The organism is Geodermatophilus tzadiensis (assembly GCF_003002915.1).
Lineage (GTDB): Bacteria > Actinomycetota > Actinomycetes > Mycobacteriales > Geodermatophilaceae > Geodermatophilus > Geodermatophilus tzadiensis.
The window spans coordinates 413,226-431,106 of sequence record NZ_PVTG01000001.1; the positions used below are offsets into that span (position 1 = coordinate 413,226).

At 72.4% G+C, this 17,881-nt stretch carries 31 protein-coding genes; 2 read left to right on the forward strand and 29 right to left on the reverse strand.

The genetic code is table 11. From position 1 onward, the window contains the following. Nucleotides 1-44: 44 nt before the first annotated feature. Nucleotides 45-878: a formate dehydrogenase accessory sulfurtransferase FdhD gene (gene fdhD, locus LY71_RS01925; protein ID WP_106275272.1), complete on the reverse strand. Its 834-nt coding sequence runs from the start codon at nt 876-878 to the stop codon at nt 45-47. Between the two features lie 41 nt (nt 879-919). On the opposite strand from fdhD, the gene mobA reads away from it, so the two are divergent. Both mobA and LY71_RS01935 read left to right on the forward strand, forming a co-directional pair. Then, on the forward strand, nt 920-1,540 hold the full coding sequence (gene mobA / locus LY71_RS01930; RefSeq protein WP_106275273.1) for a molybdenum cofactor guanylyltransferase: 621 nt from the start codon (nt 920-922) through the stop codon (nt 1,538-1,540). A 10-nt stretch (nt 1,541-1,550) separates the two neighbouring features. Further along, nucleotides 1,551-2,213, forward strand: coding sequence for an NAD(P)H-binding protein (locus LY71_RS01935; protein WP_106275274.1), 663 nt, complete (start codon nt 1,551-1,553; stop codon nt 2,211-2,213). Here LY71_RS01935 and truA read toward each other — a convergent pair whose 3' ends face one another. The 28 genes from truA to rpsS form a co-directional block, all read right to left on the reverse strand. Beyond that, nucleotides 2,214-3,128: a tRNA pseudouridine(38-40) synthase TruA gene (gene truA, locus LY71_RS01940; protein ID WP_106275275.1), complete on the reverse strand. Its 915-nt coding sequence runs from the start codon at nt 3,126-3,128 to the stop codon at nt 2,214-2,216. After that, the gene (locus LY71_RS01945) at nt 3,070-3,450 is read right to left on the reverse strand and encodes a hypothetical protein (protein WP_106275276.1); all 381 of its coding nucleotides are present in this window, start codon (nt 3,448-3,450) and stop codon (nt 3,070-3,072) included. Before LY71_RS01945 ends, truA begins: the two co-directional genes overlap by 59 nt. Next, nucleotides 3,447-4,109, reverse strand: a complete 663-nt coding sequence (gene rplQ / locus LY71_RS24595) for a 50S ribosomal protein L17 (protein ID WP_106275277.1) — start codon at nt 4,107-4,109, stop codon at nt 3,447-3,449. The genes LY71_RS01945 and rplQ overlap by 4 nt, the downstream gene beginning before the upstream one ends. A 176-nt stretch (nt 4,110-4,285) precedes the next feature. After that, nucleotides 4,286-5,362 carry a DNA-directed RNA polymerase subunit alpha gene (locus LY71_RS01955; protein WP_106275278.1) on the reverse strand — a complete coding sequence of 359 codons (1,077 nt, stop codon included), beginning with the start codon at nt 5,360-5,362 and terminating at the stop codon, nt 4,286-4,288. Nucleotides 5,363-5,490: 128 nt separating this feature from the next. Beyond that, the gene (gene rpsD / locus LY71_RS01960) at nt 5,491-6,117 is read right to left on the reverse strand and encodes a 30S ribosomal protein S4 (protein ID WP_089402122.1); all 627 of its coding nucleotides are present in this window, start codon (nt 6,115-6,117) and stop codon (nt 5,491-5,493) included. A 35-nt stretch (nt 6,118-6,152) separates the two neighbouring features. Further along, nucleotides 6,153-6,560: a 30S ribosomal protein S11 gene (rpsK, locus tag LY71_RS01965; protein WP_012950456.1), complete on the reverse strand. Its 408-nt coding sequence runs from the start codon at nt 6,558-6,560 to the stop codon at nt 6,153-6,155. 94 nt (nt 6,561-6,654) lie between these two features. After that, on the reverse strand, nt 6,655-7,035 hold the full coding sequence (rpsM, locus tag LY71_RS01970) for a 30S ribosomal protein S13 (protein WP_091108654.1): 381 nt from the start codon (nt 7,033-7,035) through the stop codon (nt 6,655-6,657). 14 nt (nt 7,036-7,049) lie between these two features. Then, entirely contained in the window at nt 7,050-7,163 is a 114-nt protein-coding gene (rpmJ, locus tag LY71_RS01975; protein WP_012950458.1) for a 50S ribosomal protein L36, read from the reverse strand. A 73-nt stretch (nt 7,164-7,236) separates the two neighbouring features. Continuing rightward, the gene (gene infA / locus LY71_RS01980) at nt 7,237-7,458 is read right to left on the reverse strand and encodes a translation initiation factor IF-1 (RefSeq protein WP_012950459.1); all 222 of its coding nucleotides are present in this window, start codon (nt 7,456-7,458) and stop codon (nt 7,237-7,239) included. A gap of 251 nt (nt 7,459-7,709) precedes the next feature. Continuing rightward, nucleotides 7,710-8,513 (reverse strand): type I methionyl aminopeptidase, encoded by an 804-nt coding sequence (map, locus tag LY71_RS01985; protein WP_106275479.1) that lies wholly within the window; start codon nt 8,511-8,513, stop codon nt 7,710-7,712. 70 nt (nt 8,514-8,583) lie between these two features. Continuing rightward, nucleotides 8,584-9,174 (reverse strand): adenylate kinase, encoded by a 591-nt coding sequence (locus tag LY71_RS01990; RefSeq protein WP_425433018.1) that lies wholly within the window; start codon nt 9,172-9,174, stop codon nt 8,584-8,586. Nucleotides 9,175-9,182: 8 nt separating this feature from the next. Beyond that, nucleotides 9,183-10,493: a preprotein translocase subunit SecY gene (gene secY / locus LY71_RS01995; RefSeq protein ID WP_106275280.1), complete on the reverse strand. Its 1,311-nt coding sequence runs from the start codon at nt 10,491-10,493 to the stop codon at nt 9,183-9,185. Between the two features lie 179 nt (nt 10,494-10,672). Then, a complete protein-coding gene (rplO, locus tag LY71_RS02000) occupies nt 10,673-11,116 on the reverse strand; it encodes a 50S ribosomal protein L15 (protein ID WP_106275281.1) in 444 nt (147 codons plus the stop codon). Nucleotides 11,117-11,128: 12 nt separating this feature from the next. Then, a complete protein-coding gene (gene rpmD, locus LY71_RS02005; protein WP_091108658.1) occupies nt 11,129-11,308 on the reverse strand; it encodes a 50S ribosomal protein L30 in 180 nt (59 codons plus the stop codon). A gap of 1 nt (nt 11,309) precedes the next feature. Then, on the reverse strand, nt 11,310-11,924 hold the full coding sequence (gene rpsE, locus LY71_RS02010) for a 30S ribosomal protein S5 (RefSeq protein WP_072919083.1): 615 nt from the start codon (nt 11,922-11,924) through the stop codon (nt 11,310-11,312). Nucleotides 11,925-11,988: 64 nt separating this feature from the next. Beyond that, a complete protein-coding gene (gene rplR, locus LY71_RS02015) occupies nt 11,989-12,396 on the reverse strand; it encodes a 50S ribosomal protein L18 (RefSeq protein WP_106275480.1) in 408 nt (135 codons plus the stop codon). After that, complete coding sequence (gene rplF / locus LY71_RS02020) at nt 12,396-12,935, reverse strand: 50S ribosomal protein L6 (RefSeq protein WP_106275282.1); 540 nt, start codon at nt 12,933-12,935, stop codon at nt 12,396-12,398. Before rplF ends, rplR begins: the two co-directional genes overlap by 1 nt. 14 nt (nt 12,936-12,949) lie before the next feature. After that, entirely contained in the window at nt 12,950-13,354 is a 405-nt protein-coding gene (gene rpsH / locus LY71_RS02025) for a 30S ribosomal protein S8 (RefSeq protein WP_425433019.1), read from the reverse strand. Between the two features lie 139 nt (nt 13,355-13,493). Beyond that, entirely contained in the window at nt 13,494-13,679 is a 186-nt protein-coding gene (locus tag LY71_RS02030; protein WP_012950469.1) for a type Z 30S ribosomal protein S14, read from the reverse strand. 19 nt (nt 13,680-13,698) lie between these two features. Continuing rightward, on the reverse strand, nt 13,699-14,283 hold the full coding sequence (rplE, locus tag LY71_RS02035) for a 50S ribosomal protein L5 (protein ID WP_106275284.1): 585 nt from the start codon (nt 14,281-14,283) through the stop codon (nt 13,699-13,701). A gap of 2 nt (nt 14,284-14,285) precedes the next feature. After that, the gene (rplX, locus tag LY71_RS02040) at nt 14,286-14,627 is read right to left on the reverse strand and encodes a 50S ribosomal protein L24 (RefSeq protein WP_281261577.1); all 342 of its coding nucleotides are present in this window, start codon (nt 14,625-14,627) and stop codon (nt 14,286-14,288) included. A 2-nt stretch (nt 14,628-14,629) separates the two neighbouring features. After that, nucleotides 14,630-14,998, reverse strand: a complete 369-nt coding sequence (rplN, locus tag LY71_RS02045; RefSeq protein WP_072919076.1) for a 50S ribosomal protein L14 — start codon at nt 14,996-14,998, stop codon at nt 14,630-14,632. Between the two features lie 219 nt (nt 14,999-15,217). Then, the gene (rpsQ, locus tag LY71_RS02050) at nt 15,218-15,517 is read right to left on the reverse strand and encodes a 30S ribosomal protein S17 (protein ID WP_106275285.1); all 300 of its coding nucleotides are present in this window, start codon (nt 15,515-15,517) and stop codon (nt 15,218-15,220) included. Further along, a complete protein-coding gene (rpmC, locus tag LY71_RS02055) occupies nt 15,514-15,747 on the reverse strand; it encodes a 50S ribosomal protein L29 (RefSeq protein WP_073421354.1) in 234 nt (77 codons plus the stop codon). The genes rpsQ and rpmC overlap by 4 nt, the downstream gene beginning before the upstream one ends. Beyond that, nucleotides 15,747-16,163, reverse strand: a complete 417-nt coding sequence (gene rplP / locus LY71_RS02060; protein ID WP_012950475.1) for a 50S ribosomal protein L16 — start codon at nt 16,161-16,163, stop codon at nt 15,747-15,749. Before rplP ends, rpmC begins: the two co-directional genes overlap by 1 nt. A gap of 3 nt (nt 16,164-16,166) precedes the next feature. Next, nucleotides 16,167-17,075 carry a 30S ribosomal protein S3 gene (rpsC, locus tag LY71_RS02065; RefSeq protein ID WP_106275286.1) on the reverse strand — a complete coding sequence of 303 codons (909 nt, stop codon included), beginning with the start codon at nt 17,073-17,075 and terminating at the stop codon, nt 16,167-16,169. After that, nucleotides 17,075-17,554, reverse strand: coding sequence for a 50S ribosomal protein L22 (rplV, locus tag LY71_RS02070; RefSeq protein WP_106275287.1), 480 nt, complete (start codon nt 17,552-17,554; stop codon nt 17,075-17,077). Before rplV ends, rpsC begins: the two co-directional genes overlap by 1 nt. Before the next feature lie 26 nt (nt 17,555-17,580). After that, nucleotides 17,581-17,862: a 30S ribosomal protein S19 gene (gene rpsS / locus LY71_RS02075; RefSeq protein WP_091108665.1), complete on the reverse strand. Its 282-nt coding sequence runs from the start codon at nt 17,860-17,862 to the stop codon at nt 17,581-17,583. Between the last annotated feature and the right edge of the window lie 19 nt (nt 17,863-17,881).

The following is a 17,881-nucleotide window of genomic DNA, read 5'->3' on the forward strand; positions in this document are numbered from 1 at the left end:
GGCTCTCCCCACGTCCCGGGCGCCCGGGACGTGGGGAGAGCCTCCTATGCCTCGTCCAGGACGAGGCGGTCGGAGCGGGTGTAGACGTTGCAGCCGTCGCCGCGGAGGAAGCCGACGAGCGTGATGCCGACGTCGGCGGCCAGCTCCACCGCCAGTGACGACGGCGCCGAGACCGCGGCCAGCACCGGGATGCCGGCCATCGCCGCCTTCTGGGTCAGCTCGAAGCTCGCCCGGCCGCTGACCATCAGCACGTGCCCGGCCAGCGGCAGCCGGCCCTCGCGCACCGCGTCGCCGACGACCTTGTCCACCGCGTTGTGCCGGCCGACGTCCTCGCGCAGCGCCACCAGCTCGCCGTCGGCGGTGAATAGCCCGGCCGCGTGCAGTCCGCCGGTCTTCTCGAACACCTGCTGGGCGGCCCGCAGCCGGTCGGGCATCGCCAGCAGGGTGGCGAGCTGCAGCCGGGTGCCGTCGGCGGCGACGTCGTGCCGGGTGCGGGTGCGGATGGCGTCGATGCTCGCCTTGCCGCACACCCCGCACGAGCTCGACGTGAGGAAGTTGCGGTCCAGCGCGGTGTCGGGCGGCTCCACACCGGGCGCGAGGTCGACGTCGACCACGTTGTAGGTGTTGCGGCCCTCGTCGTCGACGGAGTTGCAGTAGCGCAGCCCGGCGACGTCCTCGATGCCGGCGATGACGCCCTCGGTGGCCAGGAAGCCGTGCACGAGGTCGAAGTCGGCGCCCGGCGTGCGCATCGTCACCGCGAGCGGCGAGCCGTCCAGCCGGATCTCCAGCGGCTCCTCGGAGGCGACCGTGTCGGGTCGGGTGGTGCGCACGGGACCCCGGATGCGCAGGACCGGGGTGCGGCTGGTGACTCGTCCCACGAGGGGCGACGGTACCCACGCCCGGCCCCTACGGTCGGGGCGTGACCGCGCCGGAGCTCCCGCCCTACGCGGCCGTGGTGCTCGCCGGTGGCCGCGCCGCGCGGCTGGGCGGGCGCGCCAAGCCCCAGCTGGAGGTGGGCGGGCGGACCATGCTGGCCGCCGTCCTGGCCGCCGTCGGCGACGCCGTCCCGCGGGTCGTCGTCGGCCCGCCGCAGCGGGTACCCGAGGGGGTGCGCGTCGTCCGCGAGCAGCCGCCCGGCGGCGGCCCGGTGGCGGCGATGCGCGCCGGGCTGGACGCCGTCGACGCCGACGTGGTGGCCGTGCTGGCCGGCGACCTGCCGTTCGTGACGGCGTCGCTGGTGCGCGACCTGCGCGAGCGGCTCGCCGGCGACGGCGTCCTCGTCGTCGACGACGCCGGCCGCGACCAGTACCTGCTCGGCGTCTGGCGGACCGCGCCGCTGCGCGCCGCGCTCGCGGACGTCGCGGGGCCGGCGCCGGTGCGCCGGGTGCTCACCCGCCTGGCGGTCACCCGCCACCGCCCCGCGCGCACGCCCGGCCGGCCCCCGCCGTGGACCGACTGCGACACCCCGGCCGACCTCGAGCGGGCGCGCGCCGCGGCCCGGGACCCCGACCGGGGGGTGACCCCGCCCGGCGACGGGTAGGGCAGCGGCCGTGCGCGTCGCCATCGCCGGAGCCCACGGACAGGTCGCCCGCCGCCTCGGCCGCCTCCTGGCCCGCCGGGGGGACACCGTCCTCGGACTGGTCCGCAACCCCGACCACGCCGCCGACCTCGAGGCCGACGGCGTCACCCCCGTCGTCCTCGACCTGGAGTCCGCGTCGGTCGACGAGGTCGCCGACGCCGTCCGCGGGTCCGACGCGGTGGTCTTCGCCGCCGGCGCCGGGCCCGGCAGCGGCGAGGCCCGCAAGCACACCGTCGACCACGGCGCGGCCGTGCTGCTCGCCGACGCCGCCGAGCGCGCCGGCGTCCGCCCCTACCTGCTGGTGTCCTCGATGGGCGTCGAGCAGGCCCGCCAGGGGACACCGCAGGGGATGGACCCGGTGTTCGCCGTCTACCTGCAGGCCAAGCTGCGGGCCGAGGACGTGATCCTGCCCCGGCCGGGCCTCGACACCGTGATCGTGCGGCCGGGGCGGCTCACCGACGACCCGGGCACCGGGCGGGTCACCCTGGCCCACGGCGTCGAGTACGGCGAGGTGCCCCGGGACGACGTCGCCGCGGTGCTGCTGGCCCTGCTCGACGCCGGCACGACCGACGCGGTCGTGGAGCTGGTGAGCGGCGAGACGCCGATCGCCGACGCCGTCGCCGCCCTGCCCTGATCACGTCCGGCGCGCGCGGGTGACCTGCGCGCGGGCGGCGAGGTCGGCGTCGGGCGGGTAGTCGACGCGCAGGAGGGTCAGCCCGCCGGGCGGGGCGACGAGGACCTCCCCCGCCCGCTCGCGGCGGGTCAGCAGCGCGGCCGGCCAGTCCGGTGCCCGCCGGCCCTCACCCACCGCGAGGAGCGCCCCGACGAGGCTGCGGACCATGGAGTGGCAGAAGGCGTCGGCCGACGCGCTGACGGTCACCAGGGCCCCCTCGCGGGCCACGCCCAGCGCGAGCAGGGTGCGCACCGTGGTGGCGCCCTCCCGGCGCCGGCAGAAGGCCGCGAAGTCGTGCTCGCCGAGCAGCAGGTCGGCCGCGCGGTCCATGGCCGCGGCGTCGAGCCGGCGGGGCCAGCCGACGGTGTCGACCCGGCGCAGCGGCGGGGGCCCGGAGTCGGCGTCGGTGAGCCGGTAGGCGTAGTGGCGGGCCAGCGCGCCGAAGCGGGCGTCGAAGCCGGGGGGCGCCTCCGTGACCCCGGGGACGGCGAGGTCGGCCGGCAGCACGCCCCGCAGCCGCCGGACGAGCCGCTCCCGCTGCTCCTCCCACGCCGCTCGGGGGACGTCGGCGTGCGCGACCTGCCCGGTGGCGTGCACGCCGGCGTCGGTGCGCCCGGCGACGGTCAGGTCGACCGGGCAGCGCAGCACCGTGGCCAGCCCCGACTCGAGCTCGCCCTGCACGGTGCGCCGGTGGGGCTGGCGGGCCCACCCGGAGAAGGCGGTGCCGTCGTAGGCGATCGACAGCCGGAGACGGACGAGCCCGCCACCGGGTGCGGTGGCGGGCTCGTCGTGCGGGTGCGTGTCGGTCAGCGACCGCTCACTTCGGGTCGGGCGCGGACTCGCCGCCCGGGGCGTGGGTGCCCGCGGTCGCGGCATCGCCGATCTCGGCGGCCTCGACCTCGGCGGCCGCGGCGGCGGCCACGTCCGGCGGGAGGGTCGGGTCGTCGACCACGGCCAGGTTCTCGGCCCGCGGCTCCGGGGTCACGGCGCCGTCGTCCTGCCGGTCCCCGTCGGGGTTGAACAGGTCGGTGACGACCCGCTGCGCCTCCGGGTCGACGTCGCCACCGACGACCGCGGGCGAGGTGTCGCCGCCGGGGCCGGTGGTCTCGCCCTCGAACGTCGCGCCCTGGTCGCCGCCGCCGGTGCGCACGCCGGCAGCGCCGGCGTCGCCGTCCTCGCCCGGCTGCCGCTCGGTCACCGGGCGCCGCCGGTGTCCTCGGCGTCGGTCGGGTCGGTCGTGGCCTCGGCGGTCGTCGCCTCGGTCGCCCCGGCCTCGGCGGGCTCCGCGTCGGCCTCGGCGGCCTCGGTGGCGTCGACCTCGTCGGCGACCGCGGTCTCGGTGTCGGCGTCGGCGGTGTCGCTGGCCGGCGCCTCGTCGGTGGCGGCGGCCTCGACGGCGTCGGCGGTGACCTCACCGGAGGCGGCGGCCGCACCGGCGCCGGCGGCGAAGCGGGTGCCGCGGGCGCGCTCGGCCTCGCCGACGGCCTGCTGGGCCACGGTCAGGGCCTCGACGAGCTCGATGACCGCCATGGGGGCGTTGTCGCCCTTGCGGGAGCCGACCTTGGTGATGCGGGTGTAGCCGCCGGGCCGGTTCTCGAAGCGCGGGCCGATCTCGGCGAACAGGTGGTGGACGACGTCCTTGTCCCGGATGACCGTCATGACCTGGCGGCGGGCGTGCAGGTCACCGCGCTTGGCGAAGGTCACCAGCTTCTCGGCGAACGGGCGCAGCCGCTTGGCCTTCGCCTCGGTGGTGGTGATCCGCCCGTGCTCGAACAGCGAGGTGGCCAGGTTCGCCAGCATCAGCCGCTCGTGCGAGGCGGACCCGCCGAGACGGGGGCCCTTGGTGGGGGTGGGCATGTCGGTCCTTCCTCAGGCGGCCGGGGGCGTCTGCCGGCTGCAACCAGGTGGTGCTGTCGTTCGCTGGATCGAGTGTGGCGGGCGCTCCCGCCCGGACGGGCGGCGGGTCTCCCCGCCGCCCGGCCCGGTCCCGCTGCCCTCCGCCACGACAGCGGCGGGGGCAGCGGGGTCCCTGCTCAGAGCTGCTCGGTCTCCTGGTAGGAGCCGTCGTCGTACTGGACCTGCCCGTACTCGGCGCCGTACTCGCCGGTGCCGTGGTAGGCGTCGGTCTCGTAGCCCTCGTCGTAGCTCTCGACGGAGGTGGGGATGAACCCGGGCGGGCTGTCCTTGAGCGCCAGGCCCATGGCCGCCAGCTTCATCTTGACCTCGTCGATCGACTTGGCCCCGAAGTTGCGGATGTCGAGCAGGTCGGCCTCGGAGCGGGTGACCAGCTCGCCGACGGTGTGCACGCCCTCGCGCTTGAGGCAGTTGTAGGACCGGACGGTCAGGTCCATGTCCTCGATCGGCATCGAGAAGTTCGCGATGTCGGCGGCCTCGGCCGGGCTCGGGCCGACCTCGATGCCCTCGGCGTCGACGTTCAGCTCGCGCAGCAGGCCGAACAGCTCGACGAGGGTCGAGCCGGCGGAGGCGATGGCGTCGCGGGGGGCGATCGAGGGCTTGGTCTCGACGTCGACGACCAGGCGGTCGAAGTCCGTGCGCTGCTCGACGCGGGTCGCCTCGACGGCGTAGGTGACCTTGAGGACCGGCGAGTAGATCGAGTCGACCGGGATGCGGCCGATCTCCTGGCCGGGCTGCTTGTTCTGCGGCGCGGGCACGTAGCCGCGGCCCCGCTCGACGACCAGCTCGACCTCGAGGCGGCCCTTGCCGTTCAGCGTGGCGATGTGCAGGTCGGGGTTGTGCACCTCGACACCGGCCGGGGGCGCGATGTCGGCGGCGGTGACCTCACCGGGGCCCTGCTTGCGCAGGTACATGGTCACCGGCTCGTCGGAGTCGGAGCTGACGACCAGGCCCTTGAGGTTGAGGATAATCTCGGTGACGTCCTCCTTGACCCCGGGCACGGTGGTGAACTCGTGCAGGGTCCCCTCGATGCGGATGCTGGTCACGGCAGCACCGGGGATCGAGGACAGGAGCGTGCGGCGCAGGGAGTTGCCGAGGGTGTAGCCGAAGCCGGGCTCCAGCGGCTCGATGACGAACCGCGAGCGCTGCTCGGAGATGGTCTCCTCGGTCAGCGTGGGGCGCTGTGCGATGAGCATTGCGGTGTTCTCCTAGGTGTCCTCCGGCGCCCGCCATATGACGCCGTGAGGGGGGTGGTGCAGGCCCCGGCGGACATCCGTCCGCCCGCCGGGGCCGGGTGGTGCTGGTGGTGCTGTGCCGCGAGCGCCTACTTGGAGTAGAGCTCGACGATCAGCTGCTCCTGGACCGGGGTGTCGATCACCTGGCGGGCCGGGACGCTGTGCACGACGGCGCGCAGCTGGCCGCTGATGACCTCCAGCCACGGCGGCACGGGCCGCTCGCCGGCGCGGGCCTGGGCGATCTCGAAGGGCACCATGCGCCGCGACTTCTCCGCGACCTCGATGATGTCGTTCGCGCTCACCCGGTAGGACGGGATGTCGACCTTGCGGCCGTTCACGCGGATGTGGCCGTGCTTGACCAGCTGGCGGGCCATGTCGCGGCTCTCGCCCCAGCCGGCCCGGTACACGACGTTGTCCAGGCGGGACTCGAGGATCTGCAGCAGGACCTCACCGGTCTTGCCGGTCTTGCGGTTGGCCTCCTCGTAGTAGCCGCGGAACTGCTTCTCGAGGACGCCGTAGATGCGGCGGGCCTTCTGCTTCTCGCGCAGCTGCAGGAGGTACTCGCTGTCCTTGCTGCGGCCCCGGCCGTGCTCGCCCGGCGGGTAGGGCCGGATCTCGATCGGGCACTTCGGGGACTCGCACTTGCTGCCCTTGAGGAACAGCTTCATCTTCTCGCGCCGGCACATGCGGCAGTCGGCTCCGGCGTAACGGGCCACGTCAGGTACTCCTCGTTCTTCTCGTCAGTGGCCGGTCAGACCCGGCGGCGCTTCTTCGGGCGGCAGCCGTTGTGCGGCTGCGGGGTCACGTCCTGGATCTGGCCGACCTCGAGGCCGGTGGCCTGCAGCGACCGGATCGCGGTCTCGCGGCCCGAGCCCGGGCCCTTGACGAAGACGTCGACCTTGCGCATGCCGTGCTCCTGGGCCTTGCGCGCGGCGTTCTCGGCGGCCATCTGGGCGGCGAACGGCGTGGACTTGCGCGAGCCCTTGAAGCCGACGTGGCCGGCGGAGGCCCAGCTGATCACGTTGCCGGTGGGGTCGGTGATCGACACGATCGTGTTGTTGAACGTGCTCTTGATGTGCGCGGCGCCGTGGGCGACGTTCTTCTTCTCCTTGCGGCGGACCTTCTTGGCACCAGCCGCGGCGCGAGCCCTGGGAGGCATGTCTCTCCGGTTTCCTTCTGATCGTGGCCAGATGCAGCACGGGGCGTGCCGCCGCTCCCGCCCTCACGGGTCGCCGCGGCGGCACGCCCGCGGCTTACTTCTTGCCGGCCTTCTTCTTGCCGGCGATGGTCTTGCGCGGGCCCTTGCTCGAGCGCGCGTTGGTGCGGGTGCGCTGACCGTGGACGGGCAGGCCGCGACGGTGCCGCAGGCCCTGGTAGCAGCCGATCTCCACCTTGCGGCGGATGTCGGCGGCGACCTCGCGCCGCAGGTCACCCTCGACGCGGAAGTGCTCGTCGATGTAGTCGCGCAGCCTCAGCAGGTCCTCGTCGCCGAGGTCCCGGACGCGCAGGTCGGGGCTGACGCCCGTCGCGGCCAGGGTCTCCTTGGCGTGGGCCTTGCCGATGCCGTAGATGTAGGTGAGCGCGATCTCCATCCGCTTCTCGCGGGGCAGGTCGACGCCAGCCAGTCGTGCCATGTCCAGGTACTCCCTCAGCCCTGCCGCTGCTTGTGGCGGGCGTTGTCGCAGATGACCATGACCCGGCCGTGCCGGCGGATCACCTTGCACTTGTCGCAGATCTTCTTCACCGACGGCTGGACCTTCACCGGTGCCGCCCCTCATTCCTGTCGATCGATGGCCGCCCGCGCGGCACCCTCGGGTGCCCCGCGCCGGCGGCGGTCACTTGTAGCGGTAGACGATGCGACCGCGCGTGAGGTCGTAGGGCGAGAGCTCCACGACGACGCGGTCCTCGGGCAGGATGCGGATGTAGTGCTGGCGCATCTTGCCGCTGATGTGGGCGAGCACCCGGTGTCCGTTCTGCAGCTCGACCCGGAACATCGCGTTGGGCAGCGGCTCGACGACGCGACCCTCGACCTCGATGGCCCCGTCCTTCTTCGCCATGCCCGACACGGCCTCCCTGACTCGGTGGTGCTGGTGGTCTGGTGCTCCATCCGCGTGCGACCATGCCGGGGCCCGGCAGGGGTCGTACTCGGTGGGTGCAGAACAGGTGGTGCAGGCGCTCCCGCGAGGGCGTCCCGGGCCGTGCGGCCACAGCACGACGACAGGACGGCGCGAACGCCGTCGTTCACTGTACCCCGCTGTCGCGGGGCGCTCCAACCCGGTCCCGGTCACACTCGGCCCGGTCCGGTCGCTCAGGTGCGCGGCGTGATCCCGAACGGGGCCAGGCCCGCGACGCCGCCGTCCTCGGCCGTGAGGACCCAGGGGCCCTCGGGCGTGATGGCGACGGTGTGCTCGAAGTGGGCGGCCCGTGAGCCGTCCTTGGTGACGACGGTCCACCCGTCCTCGAGCTCGGCGGTGGCCGGGTCGCCCACGGTCACCATCGGCTCGATGGCCAGCGCCAGGCCCGGGACCAGCCGCGGTCCCCGGCCGGGCCGCCCGTAGTTGAGGACGTGCGGGTCCTGGTGCATCTCGGTGCCGATGCCGTGCCCGCCGTAGTGGTCGACGATCCCGTAGGGGTGCGCCTCGGCGGTGATCGCCGACTCGACGGCGGCGCTGATGTCGGTCAGCCGCCCGCCGGCGACGGCGCGGGCGAGACCCGCCCACATCGACCGCTCGGTGACGTCGATGAGCGCGGCGTCCTCGGCCGACGGCGGCCCCACGGTCACCGTGACGGCGGAGTCGCCGTGCCAGCCCTCGAGGATCGCACCGCAGTCGATCGAGATGTTGTCGCCCGCGGCGAGCACCCGCCGGGGGTCGGGGATGCCGTGCACGACCTCGTCGTTGATCGAGGCGCAGATGCTGCCGGTGAACCCGTGGTAGCCCAGGAACGAGGGGATGGCGCCCGCCGACCGGATGGTGTCCTCGGCGATCGCGTCGAGCTCACCGGTGGTCACCCCCGGCCGGACGGCCGACCGCACGGCCGCGATGGCCCGGGCGACGACGAGGCCGGCACCGCGCATCAGCTCGATCTCGTGCGGCGTCTTGATCTGGATCATGCGTCCACTCCACTTGGCGATCAGCGGGAGGCGGCTCAGGATCCCGGCCGACATCGGCGGCGCCGTCCCCTCAGCTGTCGTTCGACTGCCGGGACCGCTCCAGGGCGGCCATCGCGCGGCCGGTGACCTCCTCGATCGACCCGATGGCGTCGATCTGGGCGAGCAGTCCCTCGGACTGGTAGAAGCCCGACAGGGGCGCGGTCTGTTCCCGGTAGACCTCCAGGCGGTGCCGGACGGTCTCGGGCTTGTCGTCGTCGCGCTGCACCCACTCGCCGTCGACGAGCATGCGGCGCCCCGACAACCGGCGCACCAACTCCTCCTCGTCGACGACGAGCTCGAGCACGCAGTCGAGGTGCTGGCCGAGGTCCTCGAGGGAGCCGCGCAGCTGCTCGCCCTGGGCGATGGTCCGCGGGAAGCCGTCGAGCAGGAAGCCGCCCTTGGCGTCGTCCTCGGCCAGCCGGTCCTTGACCATGGCCACGGTGATCTCGTCGGGCACCAGGTCGCCGGCGTCCATGTAGGACTTCGCCTGCTGGCCGAGCTCGGTCTTCCCGCTGACGTTGGCGCGGAAGATGTCGCCGGTCGAGATGGCCGGCACCCCCAGCTGGCCGGCGATGATCTGGGCCTGGGTCCCCTTGCCCGCCCCCGGGGGGCCGAGCAGCACGACGCGCACTACTTCAGGAACCCTTCGTAGTTGCGCTGGTTGAGCTGCGTCTCGATCTGCTTCACGGTCTCCAAGCCCACTCCCACCATGATGAGCACTGCCGTCCCGCCGAACGGGAAGTTCTGGTTCGCTCCCTGCTGGGTGATCGACAGGAAGAAGTTGGGCAGCACCGCGACGATCCCGAGGTAGATCGACCCGGGCAGGGTGATCCGGGACAGCACGTACTGCAGGTACTCGGCCGTCGGCCGGCCCGGGCGGATGCCGGGGATGAAGCCGCCGTAGCGCTTCATGTCGTCGGCGCGCTCCTCCGGGTTGAAGGTGATCGACACGTAGAAGTACGTGAAGAACACGATCAGGCCGAAGTACAGGGCGACGTGCACGGGGCTGCTCTGGTCGATGACGTAGTTCTCGAAGAACTGCCGGACCGGGCCGGTCTCGTCCCCCTGCAACTGGGTGATCAGCTGCGGCAGGTAGAGCAGGGACGAGGCGAAGATGACCGGGATGACGCCGGCCTGGTTGACCTTCAGCGGCAGGTAGGTCGACGTCCCGCCGTACATGCGGCGGCCGACCATGCGCTTGGCGTACTGCACGGGGATGCGCCGCTGCGCCTGTTCGACGTAGACGACCGCGCCGATGATCAGCAGGGCGAAGGCGCAGACGACGGTGAAGACGACGCCGCCGCGGGTCTGCAGGATGGACCCGCCCTCGGCCGGGATGCGCGCGGCGATCGAGGTGAAGATCAGCACGGACATGCCGTTGCCGATCCCCTTCTCGGTGAGCAGCTCGCCGAGCCACATGATGACGGCGGTGCCGGCGGTCAGGGTGACGACCAGGACGATGGTCGACCAGATGCTGTCCGACGGGATGATCTCCTGCTGGCAGCCGGGGAACAGCTGGCCGCTGCGGGCCAGCGCGATGATGCCGGTGCTCTGCAGGATCGCCAGGGCGATCGTCAGGTAGCGGGTGTACTGGGTCAGCTTGGCCTGACCCGACTGGCCTTCCTTCTTCAGCTGCTCGAAGCGCGGGATGACCACCACCAGCAGCTGCACGATGATGCTGGCCGTGATGTAGGGCATGATCCCGAGCGCGAACACCGACAGGCGCAGCAGCGCTCCGCCGGAGAACAGGTTGACCAGCGAGTAGACGTCGCGCTGGGACCCGGCCTGCGCCTGTTCCAGGCAGCTGTTGATCGCCTCGATCGACACCCCCGGCCCGGGCACCGAGGCCCCCAGCCGGTAGACGGCGATGATCGCCAGGGAGAACAGCAGCTTGCGCCGGAGGTCTGGCGTCCGGAACGCCGCGGCGAACGCCTGCAGCACGTGCCCTCCCCTAGTCGGTCGAGTGAGATTAGCAACGGCGGAGGACCGCCCCGCTCCCCGCCACTCGCGAGCTGGCGGCGGGGCCCTGCGGGGAGGCCGGACCCGGCCCGCGCAGATCGTGGCGGACCGGGCAGCAGACGACCCCCGGGGCGCTGGTGCGTCCCGGGGGTCGTCGGCGGTCAGATGCGGGTGGTGCTGCCCCCGGCCGCGGCGATCTTGTCGGCCGCGGAGGACGAGAAGGCGTGCGCGTGCACGGTGACCTGCACGCCGCCGAGCTCGCCGGTGCCGAGGACCTTGACCGGCTGGCCACGCCGGACGGCGCCGGCCGCGGCCAGCGAGTCGGGGTCGACGTGCCCGCCCTGCGGGAACAGCGCCGCGATCCGGTCGAGGTTGACGACCTGGAACACGACCTTGTTCGGGTTCTTGAAGCCCGACATCTTGGGCAGCCGCATGTGCAGCGGCGTCTGACCGCCCTCGAAGCGCGCGGAGGTGTTGCCGCGCGCCCCGGTGCCCTTGGTGCCGCGACCGGCGGTCTTGCCCTTGGAGCCCTCACCCCGGCCGACGCGCGTCTTGGGGGTGTGGGCGCCCGGGGCCGGACGCAGGTGGTGGACCTTGATAGCCATGTGAGTCCCTGCTCAGATCTCTTCGACGGCGACGAGGTGCGTCACTGCCGCGACCATCCCGCGGATCTCGGGACGGTCCTCCTGCACGACCGAGTCGTTGATCCGCTTGAGGCCCAGCGAGCGCAGCGTCTGCCGCTGGTTGGGCTTGGTGCCGATCGCCGACCGGACCTGGGTGACCTTCAGCTGCGCCACGTCAGACCCCCTGACCCGCACGCGCCCGCAGCATGGCGGCCGGGGCGACGTCCTCGAGGGGCAGCCCGCGGCGGGCGGCGATCTCCTCGGGGCGGACGAGGTCCTTCAGCGCCTGCATGGTGGCGTGCACGATGTTGATCGGGTTCGACGAGCCGAGGCTCTTCGACAGCACGTCGTGGATGCCGGCGCACTCGAGGACGGCACGCACCGGGCCACCGGCGATGACACCGGTACCGGGGCTGGCCGGCTTGAGCAGCACGACGCCGGCCGCCGCCTCACCCTGCACGGGGTGCGGGATGGTGCTGGCGATGCGCGGCACCTTGTAGAAGTGCTTCTTGGCCTCCTCGACGCCCTTGGCGATCGCCGCGGGTACCTCCTTGGCCTTGCCGTAGCCGACGCCCACGGTGCCGTCACCGTCGCCGACGATCACCAGCGCGGTGAAGCTGAAGCGCCGACCGCCCTTGACGACCTTCGACACGCGGTTGATGGCCACCACGCGCTCGATGAAGTTGCTCTTCTCGGCAGGCGCGCCGCCGGGCCCCCGCCCGCCGTCACGACGGTCGCGGCGGTCGTTGCCGCCGCCGGCGCCGCCGCCGCGTCGCTGTGGTCCTGGCATCAGACGTCCCTCTCGATCTTCTGGTCGGCCGGGTGGCCGGCCGCGTGGTGGGTCAGGCTGCTCATCAGAAGTCCAGCCCGCCCTCTCGCGCACCGTCGGCGAGCGCGGCGATGCGGCCCTGGTAGCGGTTGCCGCCACGGTCGAAGACGACCTTGGTGATGCCGGCGGCCTGGGCGCGCTCGGCGACCAGGGCCCCCACCCGGCGGGCGAGGGCGGACTTGTCGCCCTCGGCGCTGCGCAGGCTGGCGTCCAGCGTCGAGGCACTGACCAGGGTACGGCCGACGGTGTCGTCGACGACCTGGACGTGGATGTGCCGCGAGCTGCGGTTGACCACCAGGCGCGGACGCTCCTGCGTACCGGCGACCCGCTTGCGGAGCCGGTTGTGGCGGCGCAGCCGCGAGACGCGGCGCGCGGTGCTGATGTCGGTGCCGACGGGCGTGTGCACCCGAGCGGTCTTCTCGGTCTGAGCCATCACTTACCCGTCTTCCCGACCTTGCGCTTCACGATCTCGCCCTGGTAGCGGACGCCCTTGCCCTTGTACGGGTCGGGCTTCCGCAGGCCGCGGATGTTGGCGGCCACCTGGCCGACCTGCTGCTTGTCGATGCCGGTGACGCGCAGGCGCGTGGGCGACTCGACGGTGAAGGTGATGCCCTCCGGGGCCCTGACCGGCACCGGGTGGCTGTAGCCGAGGGCGAACTCGAGGTCGCTCCCCCGGGCCTGGACGCGGTAACCGACACCGACGATCTCGAGGGTCTTGGTGTAGCCCTCGGTGACGCCGGTGATCATGTTGGCGATCAGCGTGCGGGACAGGCCGTGCAGGGCACGGCTCTCGCGCTCGTCGTCGGGGCGCTGCACCGTGAGGACGCCGTCCTCGGCCTTCGCGACCGTGATCGGCGCGGCGACGGTGTGCGACAGGGTGCCCTTGGGCCCCTTCACGCTGACCGTCTGCCCGTCGACGGCGACGTCCACGCCCCCGGGCACGGTGATCGGCAGTCGTCCGATCCGTGACATCTCGCTCGCTCCTCTTACCAGACGTAGGCGAGGACTTCCCCGCCCACGCCCTTCTTGTTCGCCTGCCGGTCGGTCAGCAGCCCGGTCGAGGTGGAGATGATCGCCACCCCGAGGCCGCCGAGCACCTTGGGCAGTGCGGTCGACTTCGCGTAGACCCGCAGGCCCGGCTTGGACACCCGGCGCACCCCGGCGATGCTGCGCTCGCGGTTCGGGCCGTACTTCAGGTCGATCACCAGCTCCTTGCGGGTGGTGCCGTCCTTCTCGACCTCGTCGACGCGCCAGCCGGCGATGTAGCCCTCCTGCTGGAGGATCTCGGCGATGTGCGTCTTGAGCTTCGACGACGGCATCGCCGCCGAGTCGTGGTAGGCCGTGTTCGCGTTGCGCAGCCGCGTGAGCATGTCCGCGATCGGGTCGGTCATCGTCATGGGTGTCGTGCCTCTCTCACCGCGGTTCCGCACGCGTCCTTCGCGTGGGCCTCTCGGCGTGGTGACGTACTGGAACGGCCCCCTCGCAGGGCCCCGCCGCGAGCCTGCGAGCGGTGGGGGGCGAGGGGGTCCTTCACCAGCTGGACTTGCTGACGCCGGGCAGCTCGCCGGCGTGTGCCATCTCCCGCAGGCAGATCCGGCACAGGCCGAACTTGCGGAAGACCGAGTGCGGGCGACCGCACCGCTGGCAGCGGGTGTAGCCGCGGACCGCGAACTTGGGCTTGCGGGCCGCCTTGTTGATCAGCGCCTTCTTGGCCATCTGTCTCTCCTGCCCCGGCTCAGCGGGTCGTGTTCACGACGGTCTGGCCGGCGAAGGGGAAGCCGAGCAGGCGGAGCAGCTCGCGACCCTCCTCGTCGGTCGTGGCGGTGGTGACCAGCGTGATGTCCATGCCGCGGGGACGGTCGATCTTGTCGACGTCGATCTCGCGGAACATCGACTGCTCGGTCAGCCCGAAGGTGTAGTTGCCGTGGCCGTCGAACTGCTTGGCGTTCAGGCCGCGGAAGTCGCGGATGCGGGGCAGGGCCAGCGCCAGGAGCCGGTCGAGGAACTCCCACATGCGGTCGCCGCGGAGGGTGACCTTGGCGCCGATGGGCATGCCCTCGCGCAGCTTGAACTGGGCGATGGACTTGCGGGCCCGGACGACGGCCGGCCGCTGGCCGGTGATGGCGGTGAGGTCGCGGACCGCGCCGTCCATCAGCTTCGCGTCACGGGTGGCCTCGCCGACGCCCATGTTGACCACGATCTTGGTCAGCCGCGGGATCTGCATGACGTTCTCGTAGCCGAACTCCTCCTGGAGGGCCGGCAGGATTGAGTCCCGGTAGTGGGCCAGCAGGCGGGGGAGCTCGCGGGTGGGAGCAGTCATCGTCACAGGTCCTTACCGGTCCGCCGCGACACCCGGATGCTGCGGCCTTCCTCGTCCTTGCGGTAGCCGACCCGGGTCGGCTTGCCCTCGGAGTCGACCACCATCACCTTGCTGACGTGGATCGCAGCCTCCTGGGTCACGATGCCGCCCTGCTGCGCGCCCCGCTGGTTCGAGCTGATGCGGGTGTGCTTCTTGACGCGGCCGACGCCCTCGACGAGGACCTTCTGCAGCTTGGGGTAGGCGGCGATGACGCGGCCCTTGGCGCCCTTGTCGCGGCCGGACAGCACCACGACGGTGTCGCCCTTCTTGACCTTCATCGACGGCGTCTTGTTCGTCTCGGCCATGGTCAGAGCACCTCCGGGGCGAGCGAGATGATCCGCATGAAGCGCTTGTCGCGCAGCTCCCGGCCGACGGGGCCGAAGATGCGGGTCCCGCGCGGGTCGCCGCTGTCGCGGATGATGACCGCGGCGTTCTCGTCGAAGCGGATGTAGGAGCCGTCGGGACGACGACGCTCCTTGGCCGTGCGGACGACGACGGCCTTCACGACGTCGCCGCGCTTGACGCCGGCGCCGGGCAGCGCGTCCTTGACGGTCGCCACGATGACGTCACCGATGCCCGCGTAGCGCCGCCCGGAGCCGCCGAGCACCCGGATGCAGAGGATCTCCTTCGCACCGGTGTTGTCGGCGACCCGGAGCCGCGACTCCTGCTGGATCACGTCCTACTCCCAATCTCAGTGGTGACAGCCGGGCCGGAACGGTGAACCGGCTGTCCGGCACCCACGTGCGGACGCACCGGCGGCGGGGCCGCCGGTGCGTCCGACACGGGTACCGGGATGCGGCGCGCACCCGCAGGGGCGCCAGTCGTCCAGGGTACCCGGTCCCGTGTCGCGGCCCCGAGGGCGTGCGTCACAGGTGCCGGACGACCCGGACGGTCGTTACTTGGCCTTCTCGAGGACCTCGACCAGCCGCCACCGCTTGGTGGCCGACAGCGGCCGGGTCTCCATGATCTGCACGCGGTCACCGATGCCGGCGACCCCCTGCTCGTCGTGGGCCTTCAGCTTGCTCGTGCGCCGGAGGACCTTGCCGTAGAGACCGTGCTTCACGCGGTCCTCGACCTCGACGACGATGGTCTTGTCCATCTTGTCGCTGACCACGAGGCCCTCGCGGACCTTGCGGTAGCCGCGGCCGGCCAGGCCGGGACCGCTGGCGACGGCGGCGTTGTCGGGCTCGGTCATGCCACACCCTCGTTCGGGGCGGCCGAGAGGCCCAGCTCGCGCTCGCGCATGATCGTGTAGATCCGGGCGATGTCGCGGCGGACCGTCTGCAGTCGCCGGTTGTTGTCCAGCTGGCCGGTGGCCACCTGGAACCGCAGGTTGAACAGCTCTTCCTTGTGCTCACGCAGCCGCGTGGCGAGCTCGTCGGCCGAGAGCTCGCGCAGCTCCGGAGCGGTCAGGCCGGCGGCCATCACACCTCTCCTTCACGCGTGATGAAGCGGCACTTCATCGGCAGCTTGTGGATGGCGCGGCGCATGGCCTCGCGGGCCACCGGCTCGGCCACGCCCGACAGCTCGAACATGATCCGGCCGGGCTTGACGTTGGCCACCCACCACTCGGGCGAGCCCTTGCCGGAACCCATGCGGGTCTCGGCGGGCTTCTTGGTGAGCGGACGGTCGGGGTAGATCGAGATCCACACCTTGCCGCCACGGCGGATGTGCCGCGTCATGGCGATACGGGCGGACTCGATCTGCCGGTTCGTCACGTAGGCCGGCTCGAGGGCCTGGATGGCGTACTCACCGAAGTTGATCTCGGTGCCGCCCTTGGCCCGACCCGAGCGGCTCGGGTGGTGCTGCTTGCGGTGCTTGACGCGCCGGGGGATCAGCACGTGTCAGCCCTCCGTCTGGGTCTCGGTCGCCGTGCTCTCGGCCGCCGCGGTCCCCTCGGGACCGGCGGCCTGGGCGACGGTCTGCTCGGGCGCGACCTCGCCGGAGGTCACCGCCACGGTGCTGTCGGCGGTGTCCGGGCCGGTGGTGCCCTCGGCTGCGGCGCGGCCGGCCTCGGTGCCGCCGGCGGTCGTGCCGCTGGAGCCCGAGCGGCGGGGCCGCTGCGGGCGCTCACGGCGCTGCTGCCGGGCGGCGAGGGCCTCGAGGGCCTCCCGCTCCGCACGCGAGCCGCTGACGTCGCCCTTGTAGATCCACACCTTCACGCCGATGCGGCCGAAGGTGGTGCGGGCCTCGTACAGGCCGTAGTCGATGTTCGCGCGGAGCGTGTGCAGCGGCACCCGGCCCTCGCGGTAGAACTCCGACCGGCTCATCTCGGTGCCACCGAGGCGCCCGGAGCACTGCACCCGGATGCCCTTGACCTGCGGGCTGCGCTGCGCCGACTGCATGGCCTTGCGCATCGCGCGGCGGAAGCTCACCCGGCTCGACAGCTGCTCGGCCACGGCCTGGGCCACCAGCTGGGCGTCGGCCTCGGGGTTCTTGACCTCGAGGATGTTGAGCTGCACCTGCTTGCCGGTCAGCTTCTCCAGCTCACCGCGGATGCGGTCGGCCTCGGCGCCGCGGCGGCCGATGACGATGCCCGGCCGGGCGGTGTGGATGTCGACGCGGACCCGGTCGCGGGTGCGCTCGATCTCCACCTTGGAGATGCCGGCCCGCTCCATGCCCTTGGTCATGAGCTTGCGGATGGCCACGTCTTCCTTGACGTAGTCCTTGTAGAGCTTGTCGGCGTACCACCGGGACTTGTAGTCGGTGGTGATGCCCAGGCGGAACCCGTGCGGGTTGACCTTCTGACCCACTAGCGGGTCCCTCCCCTCGTGTTGGAGCGCTGCTGCGTGCCCTGCTGCTGCGCGGCCGGGCCGGACTGGCCGGTGCGGCGGCGCGCCGTGCGCGACTTGCCGGCGAGCTCGGCGCTGGCGCCGACCTCGGTCACCTCGACGGTGATGTGGCTCGTCCGCTTGTTGATGCGGTAGGCCCGGCCCTGCGCCCGCGGACGGATCCGCTTGAGCGTGGGGCCCTCGTCGACGTAGGCGGCGCTGACGACGAGCGCGGCCGGGTCCAGCCGCAGGTTGTGCTCGGCGTTGGCGACCGCGCTGGCGACGACCTTGGCCACCGGCTCGCTGGCCGCCTGCGGCGCGAACCGCAGGAGGGCCAGGGCCTCGTCGGTGGGCAGGTAGCGGATCAGGTCCACCACCCGGCGTGCCTTCATGGGGGCGACGCGGACGAACCGGGCGGTGGCCCGGGCGACCTGCGTCTCCTCTCCCAGCTGGGAAGTCATCTCGTGTCTCTCTCTCCCGGGACCGGTCAGCCCCGCCGCGACCGGCGGTCGTCCTTGACGTGGCCCCGGAAGGTCCGGGTGGGGGCGAACTCGCCGAGCTTGTGCCCGACCATCGCCTCGGTCACGAAGACCGGGACGTGCTTGCGCCCGTCGTGCACGGCGATGGTGTGGCCGAGCATGTCCGGGATGATCGTCGAGCGGCGGGACCAGGTCCGGATGACCGTCTTGGTGCCCTTCTCGTTCTGCGCGTCCACCTTGGCGAGCAGGTGGTCGTCGACGAACGGGCCCTTCTTGAGGCTGCGTGGCATGTCTGTCGGACTCCTCTAC

What these genes read in the sequence shown, in the direction of transcription:
- rpmC (WP_073421354.1), bottom strand. Translation starts at nt 15,747, where the DNA reads ATGGCCGCCGGCCTGACCGCTCCGGAGCTGCGCGAGCTCTCGGCCGAC.
- rpsK (WP_012950456.1), bottom strand. Translation starts at nt 6,560, where the DNA reads ATGCCTCCCAGGGCTCGCGCCGCGGCTGGTGCCAAGAAGGTCCGCCGC.
- rplE (WP_106275284.1), bottom strand. Translation starts at nt 14,283, where the DNA reads ATGACTGCTCCCACCCGCGAGCTCCCCCGCCTGCTGGCCCACTACCGG.
- rplX (WP_281261577.1), bottom strand. Translation starts at nt 14,627, where the DNA reads ATGGCCGAGACGAACAAGACGCCGTCGATGAAGGTCAAGAAGGGCGAC.
- rplR (WP_106275480.1), bottom strand. Translation starts at nt 12,396, where the DNA reads ATGGCTCAGACCGAGAAGACCGCTCGGGTGCACACGCCCGTCGGCACC.
- LY71_RS01955 (WP_106275278.1), bottom strand. Translation starts at nt 5,362, where the DNA reads ATGCTCATCGCACAGCGCCCCACGCTGACCGAGGAGACCATCTCCGAG.
- rpsH (WP_425433019.1), bottom strand. Translation starts at nt 13,354, where the DNA reads ATGACCGACCCGATCGCGGACATGCTCACGCGGCTGCGCAACGCGAAC.
- rplF (WP_106275282.1), bottom strand. Translation starts at nt 12,935, where the DNA reads ATGTCACGGATCGGACGACTGCCGATCACCGTGCCCGGGGGCGTGGAC.
- rpsM (WP_091108654.1), bottom strand. Translation starts at nt 7,035, where the DNA reads ATGGCACGACTGGCTGGCGTCGACCTGCCCCGCGAGAAGCGGATGGAG.
- LY71_RS02030 (WP_012950469.1), bottom strand. Translation starts at nt 13,679, where the DNA reads ATGGCCAAGAAGGCGCTGATCAACAAGGCGGCCCGCAAGCCCAAGTTC.
- rpsQ (WP_106275285.1), bottom strand. Translation starts at nt 15,517, where the DNA reads ATGACCGAGCCCGACAACGCCGCCGTCGCCAGCGGTCCCGGCCTGGCC.
- rplO (WP_106275281.1), bottom strand. Translation starts at nt 11,116, where the DNA reads ATGGCTATCAAGGTCCACCACCTGCGTCCGGCCCCGGGCGCCCACACC.
- rpsE (WP_072919083.1), bottom strand. Translation starts at nt 11,924, where the DNA reads ATGCCAGGACCACAGCGACGCGGCGGCGGCGCCGGCGGCGGCAACGAC.
- rplQ (WP_106275277.1), bottom strand. Translation starts at nt 4,109, where the DNA reads ATGCCCACCCCCACCAAGGGCCCCCGTCTCGGCGGGTCCGCCTCGCAC.
- truA (WP_106275275.1), bottom strand. Translation starts at nt 3,128, where the DNA reads ATGCCGCGACCGCGGGCACCCACGCCCCGGGCGGCGAGTCCGCGCCCG.
- rplV (WP_106275287.1), bottom strand. Translation starts at nt 17,554, where the DNA reads ATGACTTCCCAGCTGGGAGAGGAGACGCAGGTCGCCCGGGCCACCGCC.
- infA (WP_012950459.1), bottom strand. Translation starts at nt 7,458, where the DNA reads ATGGCGAAGAAGGACGGGGCCATCGAGGTCGAGGGTCGCGTCGTCGAG.
- map (WP_106275479.1), bottom strand. Translation starts at nt 8,513, where the DNA reads ATGATCCAGATCAAGACGCCGCACGAGATCGAGCTGATGCGCGGTGCC.
- rpsS (WP_091108665.1), bottom strand. Translation starts at nt 17,862, where the DNA reads ATGCCACGCAGCCTCAAGAAGGGCCCGTTCGTCGACGACCACCTGCTC.